Raw genomic sequence first — 19198 nt, 5'->3', positions numbered from 1 at the left:
CTTCTATCTTTTTATTATTTTTATATCCTCTGCTATCTTATCTATATAAAAGATACTTAATTTTGCTTTATCTGCAGCATATTTAGCACTTCTAACATGTTCATAAACATCAGTATTTTCTTCACATGCTTTTTTACCTGATACAATCGCTTTTGTATCAAATGTTTCTTTTTTACCAACGTCACCATCCTTTATGGGGCACACTAATATAGGCGCACCATAAACTCCTGCTACCGCATAAATAGAATAATTATGGCTTTTAGCATTATCACTTGACATTCCTCCAGATTTACATTCAAGCATAATAACCTTACCTTTTTTAGTTACAATTAAAATATCAAATTCATCAATCAATCCAAGCTTGTCTTTACTTTTATCAGTTCCATATTTTATTTTTACGCTTGTGTCTATATCTGCTATATTTTCTAACAATCTCTTATTACTTTTTATTACGTCTAATACTTTATAAAGTGTCATATGCTCTAATATGTAACCAAATACCTTTCCATTTAAGTGATTCTCTATACTTTTCTTTAATATATCAAAACCTTTTTCATCAAAAATATCATTAATATTAACATTAGTATCATTTTTTGATTTTATTTCATTATCAATTTCCTTTATATATGCTTCAATATCTTCTGTTATCATGTCAAACTTAGTTTTTTCATTTGTACTATCTGTTTTAAATCTATTTGAATTTATAAGAATCTTTCTTAATATTTCACTATTGCAATATATATCATAAAACTTTTTATACCATTTAAGCTCCGACTCTAGTTGTTCGTAAAAGTCTTCTGGTTTCTTATCGTTAATTTTCCTTCTATCCTGTAATATACACTTTTCTCGAAACTCATTTGCATTATTTGATATTAGAAAATTATAATACTCAGAAACTTTATTAACCTCCCTTTGTGAAACCTCAAATCCCATAAGTCTTAATGCTATTGGAATAGTCATATTATATCCTAGTATATCTTCCTGTTGAATATTTTTATTTTTAGCAAAATAGTACATTTTTTCTTTATCACCTTCAAAATACACTATTACATCTTCTGGTCTATGATTATATACATATTCAGTTATAGCCATAACAAAGTGTCTTTGTCCACCTGTTATATTCCACAATATTTTTTCTTCTTTTAATGGATAGCTTCCAAATTCAGAACTAGCACTTCCAAACTTTTTTATTAGTTTTTTAACAATGTTTTTATGATTTGAGATCTGTTTTTCACTATATTCAATTATTCTATCCTTATCAAATTTTCCACTTAAAGAACTTGTTAGATTTTCATCCCACTTATCATAATTAAACTTTTCACTTCCATTTTTTAATCTTATATTATAGATATCATTAATATTTATGTTATGCTCTTTTATAACAATATAATTTACCATTTGATTTAAAGTAGAACAAATAACCATTGAATCAAATTTTATTTTTTTATCCATGCATTTCCTCTCCCTCAAATTGTGATTTATCTAATGGAACTAATTCAAACATGCCAAAACCTTGTTTTTTATATGTTTTATCTATTAAAACCTCATCATCAATAATTTTTCTTATTTCTTTTAGTGATGTGTTATTAAAATCCTTATTTTTCAAAATATATACTGAACCTTCAGGTACTGCTTTGCTCATAGGTTTTGGAATATTAAATGCCATATCAAATCCCCCAATATCATAAGGCTTTCCAGTGGATGCTGCTATCACTTCTGTATTTTTAAATTTTGGAATATAATCATTTCCTTCAAATATGCATGGAGATGTGATTATCATTTTGACATATTCCGTATCATTTATTTGATTATAAAGATTATTATATACCATCAATTTTTTATTTTTCTCATAGGTATAAAATCTACAAACTTTATTTTCTCCCCCAAGTTTTAAATATCCATCTTTAATATTTTTAGCTTCTCCATTCCACCAAGAATCTTTTATATTATATTCAACTAAGTAGCTCCACTTTTCTTTTTTGAATTCAGTTAAATCTATCCTATATAGATGTTTTTCTCTAGCTATGTAGTTTTTATCTCTTTCAATTCCAACTTTATAAGAATTAGCTACGATATCAGAATATTCTCTTAATTCAATACTTCCATCAAATTCATAGTAAGAATCATAAAAAATATCAAGTTCTATAAACCTCTTATCTGCTCTTTGACTTTTTCCTTCTATATCATAAAAAAATAAATGTGACATTCTTTCTTCTGAACAATTAATATTATTTTTTATCTTTTTTATGATTGCGTAATGACACTCTTTATATTCATCTAAATATAAATCTAAAGGTGCATTCATATAAACTTCATCATCTTCTTCATTATACAAATACACATTTCCTAAACTTAGATATTTTCTCGGATCTGAATCTAAATCCTTATTATCTATATACTTCTTTCTTCTTTCTTCATCTTGAACTAGCATAGTAGAACATATTGCCCCATAAAAAACAGAAGGATATGGTATCATTCTTGTACCTAACCAAGTATTTTCTCCTTTAGAAAAGTTTTTCCCACTTCCTAAAAACAAATTATCATTAGGCTTTATTTGCATAATATTATCAAAATTCATATTACTTCACCTCCATATTCTGTTTTAAACTTCTAATTATATGAAATAAGTTAAAGTAATTTTCAAAATCTATTTCTAATTCCTTTGATGAGTTTACTTCTAAAAAATTTATAAGTTTTTTATTTACCTCATCTATTTTCTCTTCTGCAATACTATTTTTTTAAATGCTTCTTTTCATTAATCTTTTTTGTTCTACTTCAAACATATTTATCAGTATGTCCCTTTGATAACCTTTATCAATATTTCTGCCTAAATTCCAAAATTCACTTTGCAATTGCTCATGAAAATAAGTTGATCCACCTTTATTAAAGTAATTTACTAATTCTTCAAAGATAAATTCAACTGTTTCCTCCCCATTCAAATTATTTTTAAAATATACATTCCTGTTACTATATCCTTCCGTCATTATAGATATAACCGTAGCGTTTTTTTCTTTATCAAAGTCATTTGCTTTTTCCTTAAACTTCTCTTTAACCTTTTCAAGTTCTTCTTTAGAAACTCTAGTAATTTCTCCTAATGGTGTTTTATAGTGCGCAACAAATATTCCTTTTGAATATGTAATGTTTTTATACTCTTCAACTTGCACTTCTTCCTTAAAACAAGCTCTTACATTTTGTTCTAATTTAAATATTTCATCTACAGGTATTAATGCTAATAAATCATCTCCACCAGCATATACTAAAATACCTTTTGAATTTTCTTTAAAATAATTTTCCCTTAGTTTATTAAAAAATTTATATATTCTTTGTGATAAATCAATTTGATGTTCATATAGGTTTTTATCATTATTCTTATATTTACCACTCATCCATTCTCCTAAATTATCAATGTCCATGCGATACATACAATAATATTTAGGCAAATTTTTATTACTTAACTTTTGAATAAGTTCTTCTTTTAATTCACCTTTATTATTTACCTTTAAATTTTTTAATATCTTGTCCCAATTTTCTTTATACATACACTCATAATCATCGAAATTACTATCTTCTTTATTCAATCTATCTATAACTTCTTTATATTGATTATATCTTCTATGTTTTTTTTCATTTTCAACCCAACTAGATAAAGTTATTTGTGCAAGCGAAGGTATTTTTTCTCCTTTATAAATTCTTTTTAATAAACAAACTCCACAAAGCGTTTCATTTTCTTTTAATTTTATATCTATATCTTTTGATTCCAAGTTATTTTTTTTAGCATATCTTTTAACTTTTTTAATTTCATCCAGCTGTAAATTGATATCTTTATTTTTTAATTTTTCTACCAGTTCAAAAAGACTATATTCTTCAAAATTTTGATACTTATATATTTTTTGAATTCCGAAAGGCTCTTTTTTATTCTTAGAACTAACCACTATTGCATTTCTACTTCCACATATAGAACATTTTTTCCCTTCCTCCCAAATATTATTAAATTTCTTTACATTTTTAACAGCTTCAAAATATTTATAAATCTCATAATATACTTGCACATATTTATGAGAATCATTTAAATCAAAGCTTTCCTCTAAATCGTATTCAACCCAATAAATGTCTAATGATGAGTTTAACTGCCTTTCTATTTGATTTTTATATTTTTCTAAACTAGTCTTAATGCTACCATTCATAAGCATATCAATATAATTTTGTCTTATATATTCTTCAAGTTCTTTCCCTAAATGCTTATTACTTTCATATTTCATAATAAAATAATTAGGTAACCCTTCACTTTTGTCCAATAATTGAGGCAATAACAATTTGCCATTTCCTTTAACTTTTATAAACTCCATTCCATTGCTTATTAATTTAGATAATATTTTACTACTATTAAATAAATCAGACACTTTTCTTGAATTTATTATAAAACTTTGTATTGAACCTATAGAAAATAATATTATTCTTTGCTGCATAATATCACCTCTTTGAATTTTTTGTAATAATTATCGTAAGTTTCATGTGGATTTGTATTATATAATTTTACTATTATAGGGTATAATTCATTTGGATCACCATAACAAGTAACATATACTGGGCATGCAAGCTTTCCGCATTTGTAGTCCTTATACTGAAACTTTTCATTTCTTGTGGCATCTATGCTTTCTTTTATCTTAATATAAAAGTATTCTTCACTTACAGCTTCTTTAGAAATAATAATTTCCTCTATGTAAGGATATCTAAATTCTTTATTTCTATATTCATCTTTTCTCACTATCTCAAGGTATTTATTATTCTCTTTAGAAAATTCATAGTACTTATTAACATTTAAATTTTCCATATAACTTTTTATTTGATTTTTTAAATTACATTCTTTATCATTTTCTTCAAGCATAAAAACTCCACAGCCTCTTCTACTTCTTTTACCAATGCCACCTAAAATTAATGATATTTTTAATAAATTATCATAAAAATATAATTCCTTATTTATATATTCTTTCTGACTTATTTTCCTTTTATATACACTTAATTTTACTTCAACTATTTTTCCTGATTTAAAACAATTTATTGGTTTATTATTCTTACGTACTTCATGGATTCCATCATTATATTTAAATCCATTAGACTCTGTCTTAAATATAATTGGTGAATTATGGGTATCTGAATTCCCAAATATATTTTCTTCTTCTTTTCTCATTGTACTAGCATTTGTATAAAAATTTAATGCTCTCCACCAGAATCTCATTAATGATTTTATCTCAGTAAGTCTAAATTCTGGTTTATTTAATCCATTATTAGAACATAAATCTGTTATGTTTTTTAACTTGTATATCTTACTATTTCCTTCAGACATAAATACTCCCCCTTAAAATTTCATACAAAACTTCTTAAGGCTCACCTCATCTTCTATTCACAAAATCCAGCACCTACTATTGAATTTTTTTCACCCAGGCCTGTTGCCATTGCTAAAAATGCTCCTTTTTGTGCTTCTTCATTAGCATAAATTTTTATATTTATTTTGTTTCCTAAAAGCTTTACTCCTTTATAATTAAAATACATAACTACTTTATTTTTAAATTCTATAGTTTCTATAAAATTGCCTACAATATTTATATCTTCATTGTAAAAAACTTTATACTTTTTCTCTAAGTTTGCTTCTAATCGTTGTTTAAATAATTCTATATCATCACCTTGTAACCATGGTTTGTTATCTATTGTTACTATGGTTGGTATAACTGTATATAAATTTTTTATATTTGTATTCTTAATTTCTCTTTTTTCAACGGCTATAATCTTAAAATCATAACTTTTAAGAAATGGTAACACTTCTGCTATCTTATCTATAAAGTTGTAATCTAATCCTCTAATTTTAAATATGTATAATCTATCTTTTTTATATATTTTATCTTTTTCTAATGGATAGAAATGATTAAATACATAATTTTTATACTCTTTCTTAGGATGAAGTTCCTTTAAACTTTCATCCAATAACATTGCTTTATTTATATTTTTTCCAATTACATATCCACAGTCAGCAAAGTAAATATCTTTATTCAACATAACTGTAACCGTTAACTCTACAAAATTCAACACAACACCTCATTTTTTACTAATTTATGAATATTATACCATAAATGTGATGAATTTTATAATAAAAAAACCACTGATTAAACAGTGATTTAAATTATATTTTCTATTTAATTTTTAAATTTTAATTAGACTTTAATTTTATAAAGATACAATCATCATTTAAATTTGTTTAATATCATTAAAATATTTTTTATATATAATGTAGTATGGCATTTTAACTGTTTTGGATATCCACGTTTTCAAATGAATAAATTTAGAAGTCAACTTGAAAATTTATATATGTATTAAAATTTAATAACCTTTCTTAAATGTTTACAATTACATGGTGATAAGAAAATGAAACTTCAATACATCCTATGTTAAGGTTCAACTCTAACATTGTTACTATTTTCATTTTGATACCATTATTTAAATACATCTTATGTTAAGGTTCAACTGAGAGCATTAAGTGCAGACTTAACTGTAAAGTCAACATTTAAATACATCTTATGTTAAGGTTTAACCGAATCAAAAATAGAGAATAAGCAAACTGGAAAAGCATTTAAATACATCTTATGTTAAGGTTCAACTGTTTAAGAGGTGGATTTATATGTTAACAAGAAAATTTAAATACATCTTATGTTAAGGTTCAACTACAACATACTTTCCTTCATCACGTGGAGAAGAAGTTAATTTAAATACATCTTATGTTAAGGTTCAACCCTTTCTCCTTGTCTTTGTAGTTCTGTTGTTTTTCCATTTAAATACATCTTATGTTAAGGTTCAACAACAGAAATGAAGAAGTTATTTCTATTCTATCAAAATTTAAATACATCTTATGTTAAGGTTCAACTATTTTATTAGGTTATAATTTAAAAAGTTTACGAGATTTAAATACATCTTATGTTAAGGTTCAACAGAGCTTATTCATATTTTAGAAAGCAAAATGATTTTATTTAAATACATCTTATGTTAAGGTTCAACATTTAACCCAGTACCAACTTTTACCCCCAAACCTTATTTAAATACATCTTATGTTAAGGTTCAACCCTTTAGATGCAATGGAGGACTTGAACTTAACATTATTTAAATACATCTTATGTTAAGGTTCAACATGTAGTTCCTGAAATAGATGATGGAATTGAATCATTTAAATACATCTTATGTTAAGGTTCAACAAAATTTATGCATATAAGAACCCTAGCTATTTGTGATTTAAATACATCTTATGTTAAGGTTCAACAACACAGGATACCGTTCTAAAGGTGGTGATTATGATTTAAATACATCTTATGTTAAGGTTCAACAACCTCTTTTTCTTCTTCAATAAATTCTTTCATCATTTAAATACATCTTATGTTAAGGTTCAACTACAATCAACTAATTCTTCAAGTATTATGCTTTTATCATTTAAATACATCTTATGTTAAGGTTCAACAAATATAAATCCACCAGTAATATTTAGAGCAGATTATTTAAATACATCTTATGTTAAGGTTCAACTGAGAAGATTGGTAGCATAGAGCATATATATGAAGCATTTAAATACATCTTATGTTAAGGTTCAACGCAACGCCATCGAGTATTTATGCATATACAACGCAATTTAAATACATCTTATGTTAAGGTTCAACTGTACATTACCAAGTCCGCAAGCTATTCCTTTATTACCATTTAAATACATCTTATGTTAAGGTTCAACCATTGAAAAATAGCCATTCTTCATTTTCATTATACACCTTAACCATTGATTTTGCTAGGTTTCATTGTTTTTTTACCAGTGATTTTTATTTTTTAAAGCAAACCAGCAAAACACCTTTTAAACTCAGTAATTTCAAAGTACTGCAAGTTTTTAATGAATATTTTGCTGGTAAAATTCATTTTAATTTCTTATCTTTACAACTAAATAATCAAATCTTCACCAGTGTTATTAAGTTGAATGCCTAATATTTCTTCTTCAAATACATTTTCGTTCATAAGTTTTATTATACAAATAAAATCTTCCTCTTTATTTATAACCCTATTTAAGTCTTTTCTTAAAGCTATTAGCTTTGATGGTGTTATTTCTCCTCTAAATACTGATTTTTGGAAATGAGATAGATATTTCTTGCATACTTTAAAAACTCTTTGTACTCGTTTCTCGTTAACATCATAAAAAACAAATGCATAATTAAAATTAATGTTCTTACCCATTTTACATATTCTCCTTTATATTAAATGGTACAAACTTCTTATCTTCCATTATAAATTTTATCAGTTTATAACAATCTAACTTTATAGCAGTTCTATAGCTAACTTTTCTTTTTAATTTTTTATGATTAAAAACAGATTCTAATCTTTCTTCAAATGCTTGTATAAATATATTTCTTCCTTCTTCATTCAGCAAACAATAATTAACTTTTTTATCAAAATGTTTAGAAACTTTTAACTTTCTCTTATTTACTAATTCAAATATTGTTTTATATACAATTACTGGTTTAAATACTTCACTTATATCTAAACTTAAAGAAAATCTTCCCTCAGATGGTTCATGTAAAAAACTTATTCGCTGATCAAGATGTGTTCTATATATAGCTGATATAGTTTTGGTATATAATAATGTATTTCCAAAAGATATTAATGCATTTATAGGGTTATCCGGTGGTCTCTTTACTCTTTTGTTCATTACAAAATCTTCTGGTAAAATATTTTCAAACTCACTGTAAAATCTCTGCCATAATTCCCCTTCAGTTGCCATTAGTTCCTCTATTGTTTCTGAATTATTAACTCTTTGATAAAAAATATCTTTTATCCAATTTAAAGTTTTCTTTACCTCTTTTATATCATGCTTATAATAATGATATAAAACTTCATGTATGTTATTTCCTATTCCGCTTACAATAGCCTTTGATACTTCCAATCTTTTAGTTTGAAAAGTTTCTACTTGCTTTACTAAAAGCTTACCGCTATTATACTGATTCTTAGGATAATACGTTCCACTATACCCTTCATAATAATTAAAAAAATGTACTATTATATTATTAGATGATAAAAAATCTAATAGTTTTGAATTTATACTAATCTCATTTAAACAATATATCTCTTTTGTATTTTCTACTGGTATATATACATTTTTATTATTTTTTCTAAAACATAATGAATTATCTTTTCTTGTTAACTCCCCCATAGAAGTTATATATCTTGTACTTCCCATTCTATTCTCCCTTTATATATAACAATATTCATAATAAGAACATTTTTTACATTTCGGTTTATTTAAAACATTTGGTACTATATCATTACTTATCAAGTTTTCTATATCCTTTACATGTAAATCTAGCTGTTTTAAAATTTTTTCATCTAAATCAAAATAAAGTACCTTTTTATCACCCTTATTCTTTTCAACAAATTCTAGCTTTCCTTTACGCTTCACACCTTTATCATTTAAAACCTTTAAATAATATATAAGTTGCCATTTACTAGCCTCAATATCTGCATCTGATTTTTTTATTTCTGTTAAGTATTCCTCTGTTAACATATCTATTCTTATATTATCTATTGCAATTTCTCTATTTTTACCTCTTTTACTTTTTTCCTCATGAATAGCTTTTCCTATTTTTACAGTTTCACTATTATCTTCTAAATTTAGCCTGTTACCATGCAGATAACATTGTCTCTTGCAATGAAAATAATAGTTAATTAATGTGCCATTAACCTTCATAATATACTCCTTTTCTATAACTATTAAATATTTAAAAGGAACTTCTATATAAACACTTTTATAATATTCCAACTATTTCAACTAGTCCTATAATACTATTTATAAACTTTACTAATATAATTCATCTAAGAACTTACCTAATTTAATGTTTCCATCTTCTTAAAAATGAGAGCAAAGAGGATATATAAGATACGTATTTCCCAAATCTTAATATGAATAAAAGGCTGCTTATCTATTTATATAAAATTAGATGCCCCTGTGGTAAAATTTTTTCTATCAAACTTACCATTAGTAAAATAATCTTCTCCATCATATATGCAATAAAATTCTCCTAGTCTATCATTGTAAGGAAAATCTCTACTTTTAACCTTATATATAAAATAGTTAAGATTACTTGATACTTTTGAAAGTTTTACCTTCTTCTCAGAATACCTTAGTTCTCCATCTTTAAGTAATTCTTTATAATCCTTCCATACTTTTTTTCCACTTAATTCTTGTCCATTTTCCAATATTATATTTCTGCATAAGAATACTGTTACTTCATCTTTATCATCATCTATTAATTTCATCTTCTTCTCTCCTTCTAGAAAACTTAATTTACCTATTTTCTCATTTATAAAATCTTCTATATTATTTTCATTATAACTTGAACTTTCATCATTAATTCTTTTAAGAATTAAATCATAATATTTTTGAAAATCCTTTTCTATTAAAATATCTCGTATATCATCTGATTTAAGAGTTACATTTTTTTCTTTTCTATAATCACCCTTATAAATACTTGATGCTGAATCTAAATCAAAAAAATATACGATACTCTTAGGCTTTTTGCATGATCTATTTATTCTTCCTAAAAATTGCTCATCACTGTCTAACATAGATATGTCCTTATATCCTATATCCATATCTATATCCACACCAGCCTCAATAACTTGAGTAGCTACTAACACAATATTTTTTTCACTCTTTAATTTTTTTATTATGTCACTTCTTTCTATACTATTATCATCACCAGTTATAAGCATTACCTTCTTTTTATTGCCTAATTCCACAATTAAATCATTATAAAATTCTGAAGCACGCTTTTTATTTATAAATTCAATAAGTATATTATGTTCTGTATTTTTTGATGTATCTAAGACATGCTCCTTTAAATCTTCATAGGTATTATCTTCTTTTCCTAAAAGAGAAAAATCTATTGATACTCTATCTTTAAATAAAGGATTCTTAAAATATTTATCTCTATTTTTAATTAAATTTATTGTATTAAAATCATCATAATCTATAAGTTTATTTAAACTCGGCAATGTAGCAGACATAATTATTATTTTTATATTCAAAACTTCAGCATAGCAATTTAAAAAAATAATTATTTCTTTCCATATATTATTTTTATAACTTTGTATTTCATCCAAGACTACTACACTATTTGCTAATTGTATAAGAGGAAATAAATCATCCTTAGCTGTACCAAATAAATAATTAAACATACTTACATGAGTATTCAATACTATAGGATAATTTAAAAACTGTCTGTTAAGTAACGATTTATCATAATTAACTTCTTCATTTTCTTCATCTTCTATTTCTTTTTTCTTTACTTCCTTTATTGGTACTAATGAATTTATAACAGCTATTTCATCAAGTAATTCTTTATCATAATCAAATATTTTATTTAAGCTAGCTATATTTTGCTCAACTAATGTATTAAAAGGATATACATTAAATATTTTATTTAAATTTTTATCTTGTTCTATTAATTTAAAGCTTAAGTTTAATGACACAGTGCTTTTTCCACTTCCAGTTGGAGCTTCTAAATAATATATATTACTTTCAATATTTTCTTCTAACATTTTTTCTGCATCTAAAAACATTTCATTTCGCAAAATATTAATATCCTTTACATCATTGAAATTATCATATTTTAAATATTTTTCTTTTTCATAATCTCTTATTTTATTATATATTTCAGTTTTCTTTAAACCATCATAGAATTTATTTATATCCGTTATTTCTCCAAAATAACTAAGTTTACAATTATTCATAAATTGTGATGTTGAATAATAATCACAACCAAGTAATAATGATGCAAAAAATCTTTCATATATGTAAAGATATATTTTTTTCTTACTACTAACTAACTCGTTATTTAAATATTCTTCTGTTAATTCAAAGAGTCTTTTCATAAGCTTGGGCTTTTTTTCAAACACTATATCATCATCATAAGAATATTTGAATATGGATAATTGCTCAAAGTAAAGTTTTTTTCCCTCACCATCATCCTCTAAAAACTTATTTTTATATTCATTAAAAGAATCTAAATGACTGTGATGTCTAGATATTATATATGAATTTATCATCATGAAAAATCTTAATTTGTCTTTTATATCAGATGTTACATTTTTCAACTCTTTTATTCTTTTAAAATAGTAATTAATATAAATAAGAGATGATAACATTGAATGATTTGAGTAATTAAAGTTTATCCCATCGTAATCCTTAAAAAACTCATTATCCATTTTTTTATATTGGAAGCAACAATTAATTTTACCTATATCATGCATATAAATTATATTAAATATCATTTCTTTAAAAATTTTTGTTCCTTTGCTACAATTTTCTTCAAACAAATAATTCTGAAAGTTCATCAATACATTGTCCAAATTTTTAGCTTTAATTATTTTATATAAATAGTCTTCTGAGAGTTCTAAGTGCTCTTTTAAAGTTTCAAATCTACTATTATTTTCGCTCTTATGAGCATATATATTTGAATTCTTTTTTATAAATTTATCTATTGGGAATTTTTTTACATCAAGAAAATACATATATTAATCCCCCCATTTTTTTAATTGATTTCATGAATAGAATCTTTACATTTAGATGGTACCTTTACTTCCTTAAAAACTAAAAAAGGATTATCCAATGACATGTAAGATTTTCATTCTAATTTTTTTAAAAATAAAATTACTAAATCAAATAGTCATCGGATAAATCAAATTTTAAATTCCTATATAGTTACCCTCTAAAAGAAAAATATATTTTTATTATTGCATTCATATATTGATTCGTAAGATGCACTCTCAACTAATGAATTTGTATAAACAAAGGATTTAAGATTATATTTATTAGTGTTTTCTTCTAACGACATCGGAAGCATTTCCTCATATTTCCAAGTATCTTCTAAATCATCCTCTTCATCAAAGTCATATTTACTATTTTTAAAAGAGAAATAGTCTTTAATATATAAACTATCTATTCTTTTTATATTATCTATTTTTTGTACATCTTTTATAATCTCTATATTTTCTATAGTAGCCATATGATCATTCTTTCCTAAGTAAGGAATAAATTTAAAATTTCTATCTAATATATTATCTTTTAATTTGTCTTCTATATTTCCTTCTAAAAGAATATAAATCTCCCATTCAGGATCTTCAAGCCACTGCTCTTTAATAATTAAATTTCCGCCCTGTTCCTTTGAAGCATATCCCACTGAATTGTTGAATGTCTGAATTTTTTTAGGAATATATCCTTCTTTATTAATTGGTACTATACCTATTCTTAATCCTTTAAGTTTTTCATAAAATTCTGGATATTTATCATTCTCATTTTGGTCATTATAACCTCTTAATCCAAGAACACTTCCTAAAATGCCTAAAAGTGCTACCTTATGAATATTCCCATAAGTAAAATAAAAATATGTGTTAACATCTGGTTTTTTAAAAAATGCAGTCCTTCCTTTTAAACTAAATTTTAAAGTATCCATTTTTATATTTCCTCTTTGGTAAAAATATTGAAGTATTTAGCATTTTCTATATTTTTATCTATATTTGTTGTATATGGATTATAATAAATCTCAATTGATTTTATTCTATTTTGTAAATCTTTAAGTAAATTATTACATTTTATTTCTATTTTCCCCTTATCAGCATACTTTTCAAATATAATATATTGAGATAAATCTGGCAAATATAAATCTTCATCAGTTTCTACAAACATAGCAAATTCATTTTCACAGCCTATTTTAGCATTTGTTGAAAAAGATGTCGCTGCTATCATAGATGCTTCCTTAAATTTTTTATAATCTTTCTCAGTATATCCTTCTGTAATACCAAGCTCTTTAAATCCATCATATGCTTTAGGATTTATTGTTACTGGATAAAAATAATGCGCTTCATTACTCACTATTTTTGTTCCTAAAGTTGAGGATTTTGCTTCTTTCTCTTCTTCTTCTTTTTTATTATTCTTCTTATTATTAGGATCTCTAAAAGGAGATAATATTTGTTGTTCTTCTGCAAAACTATCTGAATATTTATTAAATCCTTGTCCAATTTGAACTGCCCCTGTTATTGATATATTATTTCCTTCTTCTGCAAAGGTAGCTCCAAAATTTTTTACATCTATTGCTGAAAATAAATTTGTCAAAACCTTTTTACTATTCTTATCCTTTTTTAAATCTTCTCCCTTAAATAAGTATTCATATCTTTCCTTTAAAGATCTTGGAATAAACTCTATTTCTCCCTTTTTGTCTTCTTGCAATTTCATAGATTTTATATATATAACTTTTTCACCTTGTTCATTCCACATTTTTTTAATTGGATACTTAAAAGCCTTATCGCTGCCAAATATATCTCCTGAGGATGTTGTTTTTGGGTATCCTGTAAAGTCAGCATTCCAATTACTCATTCTTGAAACTATACCTAAAACTCCGTAAACTCTACTGTTCATTTTTATTTTCCTCCTTGCTTGATTTTTCATATATTAAACTACTATGAAGATATCCTGCTATTATTAAATCATCATTAACCTTGCCTTCTGGTATATAAGCAGAAACCATATACATGAGATTATCAAATCTTCTACTTATTTTTTTATCTATTGCATAATTATATTTCATAAATAATTTTTTTAATTCTACTTTGATTCTCTCATCACTTTTAGCATTAATAATTGGATTAGCTAAAGAATGAGTCTTTTTAGCCGCTTTACTTAGTGATATTAAATAATTTGCAACTTGACCTACTGCAAAATAATATTCTTTGTTATTGTCTATTGATGCTGTCTTTTCTTGAGATATTTTATCTCTTAGTGATGCCTTAACATCTAGTAACACATCAGCCATACTTTCCCCTCCTACAAAATATTCTTTTAAAGCACATCTTAAATTGAATTGTTCTCCTGCTTTAAATATATATCCATTTTCTATAGAGCCTTTTATTAAGTTTAAGCTACTATGTCCAAAAACTTTCCATACAGTAAGTTCATTCCCCTTATAAAACCAATTAAATAAACTTTTTCTAGAAAGTAATATGTTTCTTTTTAAACTATTATCATTTATATTCATATCTTTTGATTCTGTAAAATAATTAGAACTTAAAAATTTATTAAAAAATACTTTATTTATTAAATCTTTAATAGTATTACGCTTTGTAATGCTTATATTATAAGTAAGATTACTTTTATTTAAATCTATATCTATTACATTTTTAAGCTTTATAGGTTTTATATTTGCTTTGTAATGGTTTATTGTATCAAAATCATGTACTTCTACTTCTTTACCTTTTTTTATTCTAAAATATATTCCATTAAAATCATTATCTATTGATTCTTTATCACTTTTAGGATATATTCCTTTCTTATTTATATATATATTTGTCTTTCCTATTGAAACTTGATTTAAAAGATAATCAAAAAACTTTTTTTGTAATAATACTTCTTCTAATGATATTAAGTAAGGAACCTTAGTCTTTCTTGATTTATTCTCTAAATATGGCTTTTTAGAATTTAACCCCATATTATCATTAGAAAGTCCATATGTTTCTTCTTCTATTTTCACATTAAACTCTACACTGTTAAATATATTAGGTATTAAATATTTCTCATTTTCCTTTTTATATTCTTCTAATTCATATTTAAAAAATATCTTTAAATATGATTTATCTTTGCTATCCTCATCAACATAGTCTTTAATATTATGTTTAATCCATGTCTTCACATTTTCTATAAAATTTTCATTAACCTTACCATATTTATCCTCTACTTCTTTATATAATCTAAGCTTTTCTTTAGAATATTTTATTTCAGGATTTTTTAAAATTTCATAATAAGAGTCTATTACTTCATCATTGAGTTTTCCATTATTCACATTTTCCTTTTTTACAAAAAAGCTTAAATAATTATTACTGTGTATTATTTTTTTACCATCAATTGGCTTATTCATATCTATAAGTTTACTTAAATAATCAGCATTACAAATAAATTTAAAGTGTTCACTACTTCTATCTATTTCTTTTGTTTTTTTATCTTGTTTTATTTTTACTATATCTAATTGTCTAAATGTATTTTCATGAGGCTCAACTATTACATAATCTCCATCTACTGGTATATAAGAATCTGTTATAAAAGACTCTCCCTTTCTTTCATATATATTTTTAAAAGTATCAATGGCATCTTTAAGCATATAATACTCACCCCCTTACATCCATTTGTAGTTAACAAATCCCATACCCCTTGATCCCATTTCACCAAGACCTGCACCTAATGCTAAATAAGCTATTTTTTGAGATACTTCATCATTAGCTATATTTAATGTGACTTTGTCTCCTAATATAATAATATTCTTGTACTTTATTCCAATAGGCTTTCTATTATCAAATCTTATGAAATCGTATAATGGAAAATCCTCATTAATTTTTTCACCGAAAAATTGATTATATTTTTTTATAAGATTTTCTTTTACTCTTTTTTCATACTCATTTAATGATAAATTACCTTTCCCTCTCCAATATCCTTTATCTGTTTTTATTACTACTGGTGTTAATGAATATATAGTTGAAATATATTTTTGGGGAATAACCTTTACATCAATAGTTAATGCTTTAATGAATGAAGTGTATATATTTATTAATTCAGTTTTGAAATTTTTTAATACTTTCTCATCTATAGTCCTTATTTTTACCGAATATATATTTCCGGCTTTATATACTTTATCTTTTTCTAATTTATAAGGTAATGAAAAAGTATAGTATTTATACTTATTTTCATTATGTAAAGCCAATAATTCATCATCTTTACATAGAGATTTATCAATTAATTCTGTTAATTTTTCATAAGACTTGTCCACAGTTAAATCCTTAAGAAGAAATATCTTTAGTGTTAATTCATATACGTTCATTGCCTCACCTCCATCCTCTTCATTTTTACCATTTAATATCATTTAATATAGTTTATTGTATATAATTTTGTTATAATAAAAACATATAAGGTGAATTTAACGCCAATAGTACTTTCACCTTATATAAACTATTTTCAAAACATATAAAAGTAAACTCTTTTATATGTTTTCGTTATTAGATATAACTAAAAGAAAAGATCCTTTTCTATCTTCTTTTACTAAAGTTATATCTTTTTTTCTATTAAAAATAGAAAAAATTAATAACATTACTGTAAGTAGCATAAGTTTATTATTTTCAATAAATTCAATAAATTTAATAATTGTTTCTCCCAAATTTATTTCCCCTTTAATTAACGTTATAATTGATTTATACCTATAAATATATTACCATATAAATGATTTAATGTAAATATTTATCATGTTTAATATTTCCAAAATGCTAAAATATCCACCTAACCTACTAATACAATTTTAATTTAAATTTCAGCTTTTATTTTTAATATAAAAAAGATAGTTTAAATTTTGTAAAATTTAAACTATCTTTTTTAGTTATAACAATAATTCTTCTAAAACTAAATTAATATACTATTCTGTTTTTTGTACAAATACTGCTAAAAAGCCATCATTTTTAAAACAGTATTTACATCTTATGTTAAAGTTCAAATCTAATAATAAACGTAATAATGTTTAAATACATCTCATGTTAACATTTAACATATCATCTTTTATGATGAATGTCAAATGTTTTTGTGATTTAAATACATCCCATGTTAAGGTTCAACCCATTTAGAGCATATGGTTCATGGGATGGGTCAATATTTAAATACATCTTATGTTAAGGTTCAACATTAAGTATAGCAGGATTTGCAATTGTATTTTAGATTGATTTAAATACATCTTATGTTAAGGTTCAACTGTCCCGATGTCTCCACCTGATTCATCTACACTAAATATTTAAATACATCTTATGTTAAGGTTCAACAGGATTGGAGCAATATTGTTAACATATTTTATTAATTTAAATACATCTTATGTTAAGGTTCAACATGTTACTTCATACCTATAGTGGAAAAGTCTATGAAATTTAAATACATCTTATGTTAAGGTTCAACGAAAGAGGGTAAACAAGTATGGAAAATAATAATGTATTTAAATACATCTTATGTTAAGGTTCAACATTAGATAGGGGAGATAATCTTTTTAGATATGATGCATTTAAATACATCTTATGTTAAGGTTCAACGGGTCAACTTTATAGTTAAAAAGACTATCATCATTAATTTAAATACATCTTATGTTAAGGTTCAACTGTTCTACGAGAAGTAGAATACTTAGAACTTTTTTAATTTAAATACATCTTATGTTAAGGTTCAACCAAGCATATCATTCATTACTTTCTCAACATCTTCATTTAAATACATCTTATGTTAAGGTTCAACTCGTACCTTTTTCTTAAATCTTCTACTTTTTTAGATATTTAAATACATCTTATGTTAAGGTTCAACATCATAGCTCATATTAATAATTTCATTTTTAGATGTATTTAAATACATCTTATGTTAAGGTTCAACTCACCTATTTTCATAATGATTACCTCCTAATTCAAATTTAAATACATCTTATGTTAAGGTTCAACATGGTTAAGGTGTATAATGAAAATGAAGAATGGCTATATTTAAATACATCTTATGTTAAGGTTCAACTACCTAAAATACAACTATTTATTTTTTATAGATAATATTTAAATACATCTTATGTTAAGGTTCAACCATTGAAAAATAGCCATTCTTCATTTTCCATTATACATCCAAACTATTGATTTTACTAGGTTTTATTGTTTTTTTACCAGTGATTTTTATTTTTTAAAGTTAATAAGTAAAATACCTTTTAAACTTAGTATTTTCAAGGCATTATAAGTTTTTAGTGAATATTTCATTGGTAAAATTCATTAATTTTATATTTTTATTTTTCTCACTTATTAAAAAGTAACTTCTAGATGGGACTAACCCTTTGGATAACTTTCCTTCTTTACAAATTTTAATTATGCAATCTAACTACTATATAATCTATATATTTAAAAAATTACAAATATAAGCACAATTTTTTGTTAGTCTTTTTTCTCAACTGATAACAAAAATTTTATGTATAAATTTAAGTTGGAGATTATATAGGGTTCCAAGCATGTGAGTAAAGCTAAGCCATATTTTTCATGTTTTTCATAACTTTTTTAGTTATAAAAACAAATAAAAAAGCCACTCCTAATA

Annotated in this window: 14 protein-coding genes and 2 CRISPR repeat arrays; all 14 genes read right to left on the bottom strand. The window is 24.5% G+C overall.

The annotated features are described in order from the left end of the window. Nucleotides 1-3: 3 nt before the first annotated feature. The gene (locus AZI32_RS09895; RefSeq protein ID WP_061995680.1) at nt 4-1452 is read right to left on the bottom strand and encodes a hypothetical protein; all 1449 of its coding nucleotides are present in this window, start codon (nt 1450-1452) and stop codon (nt 4-6) included. Beyond that, nucleotides 1445-2578, bottom strand: a complete 1134-nt coding sequence (gene cmr3, locus AZI32_RS09890; protein ID WP_061995679.1) for a type III-B CRISPR module-associated protein Cmr3 — start codon at nt 2576-2578, stop codon at nt 1445-1447. The genes AZI32_RS09895 and cmr3 overlap by 8 nt, the downstream gene beginning before the upstream one ends. A gap of 160 nt (nt 2579-2738) precedes the next feature. Next, nucleotides 2739-4466 (bottom strand): type III-B CRISPR-associated protein Cas10/Cmr2, encoded by a 1728-nt coding sequence (gene cas10, locus AZI32_RS09885; protein ID WP_242865292.1) that lies wholly within the window; start codon nt 4464-4466, stop codon nt 2739-2741. Then, nucleotides 4451-5344 (bottom strand): type III-B CRISPR module RAMP protein Cmr1, encoded by an 894-nt coding sequence (gene cmr1 / locus AZI32_RS09880; protein WP_061995678.1) that lies wholly within the window; start codon nt 5342-5344, stop codon nt 4451-4453. Before cmr1 ends, cas10 begins: the two co-directional genes overlap by 16 nt. A 53-nt stretch (nt 5345-5397) precedes the next feature. Beyond that, nucleotides 5398-6084, bottom strand: coding sequence for a CRISPR-associated endoribonuclease Cas6 (gene cas6, locus AZI32_RS09875; protein ID WP_242865291.1), 687 nt, complete (start codon nt 6082-6084; stop codon nt 5398-5400). 338 nt (nt 6085-6422) lie between these two features. Beyond that, nucleotides 6423-7762: a CRISPR direct-repeat array (repeat unit 30 nt; unit sequence ATTTAAATACATCTTATGTTAAGGTTCAAC). 200 nt (nt 7763-7962) lie between these two features. Continuing rightward, entirely contained in the window at nt 7963-8253 is a 291-nt protein-coding gene (gene cas2 / locus AZI32_RS09870; RefSeq protein WP_061995676.1) for a CRISPR-associated endonuclease Cas2, read from the bottom strand. A 1-nt stretch (nt 8254) separates the two neighbouring features. Continuing rightward, the gene (gene cas1b, locus AZI32_RS09865) at nt 8255-9253 is read right to left on the bottom strand and encodes a type I-B CRISPR-associated endonuclease Cas1b (RefSeq protein WP_061995675.1); all 999 of its coding nucleotides are present in this window, start codon (nt 9251-9253) and stop codon (nt 8255-8257) included. Nucleotides 9254-9265: 12 nt separating this feature from the next. Beyond that, entirely contained in the window at nt 9266-9760 is a 495-nt protein-coding gene (gene cas4 / locus AZI32_RS09860; protein ID WP_061995699.1) for a CRISPR-associated protein Cas4, read from the bottom strand. 236 nt (nt 9761-9996) lie between these two features. Continuing rightward, nucleotides 9997-12585 carry a CRISPR-associated helicase/endonuclease Cas3 gene (locus tag AZI32_RS09855; protein ID WP_061995674.1) on the bottom strand — a complete coding sequence of 863 codons (2589 nt, stop codon included), beginning with the start codon at nt 12583-12585 and terminating at the stop codon, nt 9997-9999. Between the two features lie 197 nt (nt 12586-12782). Beyond that, complete coding sequence (gene cas5b, locus AZI32_RS09850) at nt 12783-13526, bottom strand: type I-B CRISPR-associated protein Cas5b (RefSeq protein ID WP_061995673.1); 744 nt, start codon at nt 13524-13526, stop codon at nt 12783-12785. 2 nt (nt 13527-13528) lie between these two features. Beyond that, nucleotides 13529-14488, bottom strand: coding sequence for a type I CRISPR-associated protein Cas7 (locus AZI32_RS09845; protein WP_061995672.1), 960 nt, complete (start codon nt 14486-14488; stop codon nt 13529-13531). Next, on the bottom strand, nt 14478-16220 hold the full coding sequence (cas8b, locus tag AZI32_RS09840) for a type I-B CRISPR-associated protein Cas8b/Csh1 (RefSeq protein WP_061995671.1): 1743 nt from the start codon (nt 16218-16220) through the stop codon (nt 14478-14480). The genes AZI32_RS09845 and cas8b overlap by 11 nt, the downstream gene beginning before the upstream one ends. 15 nt (nt 16221-16235) lie before the next feature. Then, entirely contained in the window at nt 16236-16934 is a 699-nt protein-coding gene (gene cas6, locus AZI32_RS09835; protein ID WP_061995670.1) for a CRISPR-associated endoribonuclease Cas6, read from the bottom strand. Between the two features lie 159 nt (nt 16935-17093). Then, on the bottom strand, nt 17094-17267 hold the full coding sequence (locus AZI32_RS18420) for a hypothetical protein (protein WP_157450885.1): 174 nt from the start codon (nt 17265-17267) through the stop codon (nt 17094-17096). A gap of 352 nt (nt 17268-17619) precedes the next feature. Then, nucleotides 17620-18703: a CRISPR direct-repeat array (repeat unit 30 nt; unit sequence ATTTAAATACATCTTATGTTAAGGTTCAAC). Nucleotides 18704-19198: the final 495 nt, after the last annotated feature.

This window comes from Clostridium sp. ATCC 25772 (assembly GCF_001573875.1).
GTDB classification, from domain to species: domain Bacteria; phylum Bacillota; class Clostridia; order Clostridiales; family Clostridiaceae; genus Clostridium_J; species Clostridium_J senegalense.
This window is presented reverse-complemented; position numbering and strand designations above follow the sequence as displayed.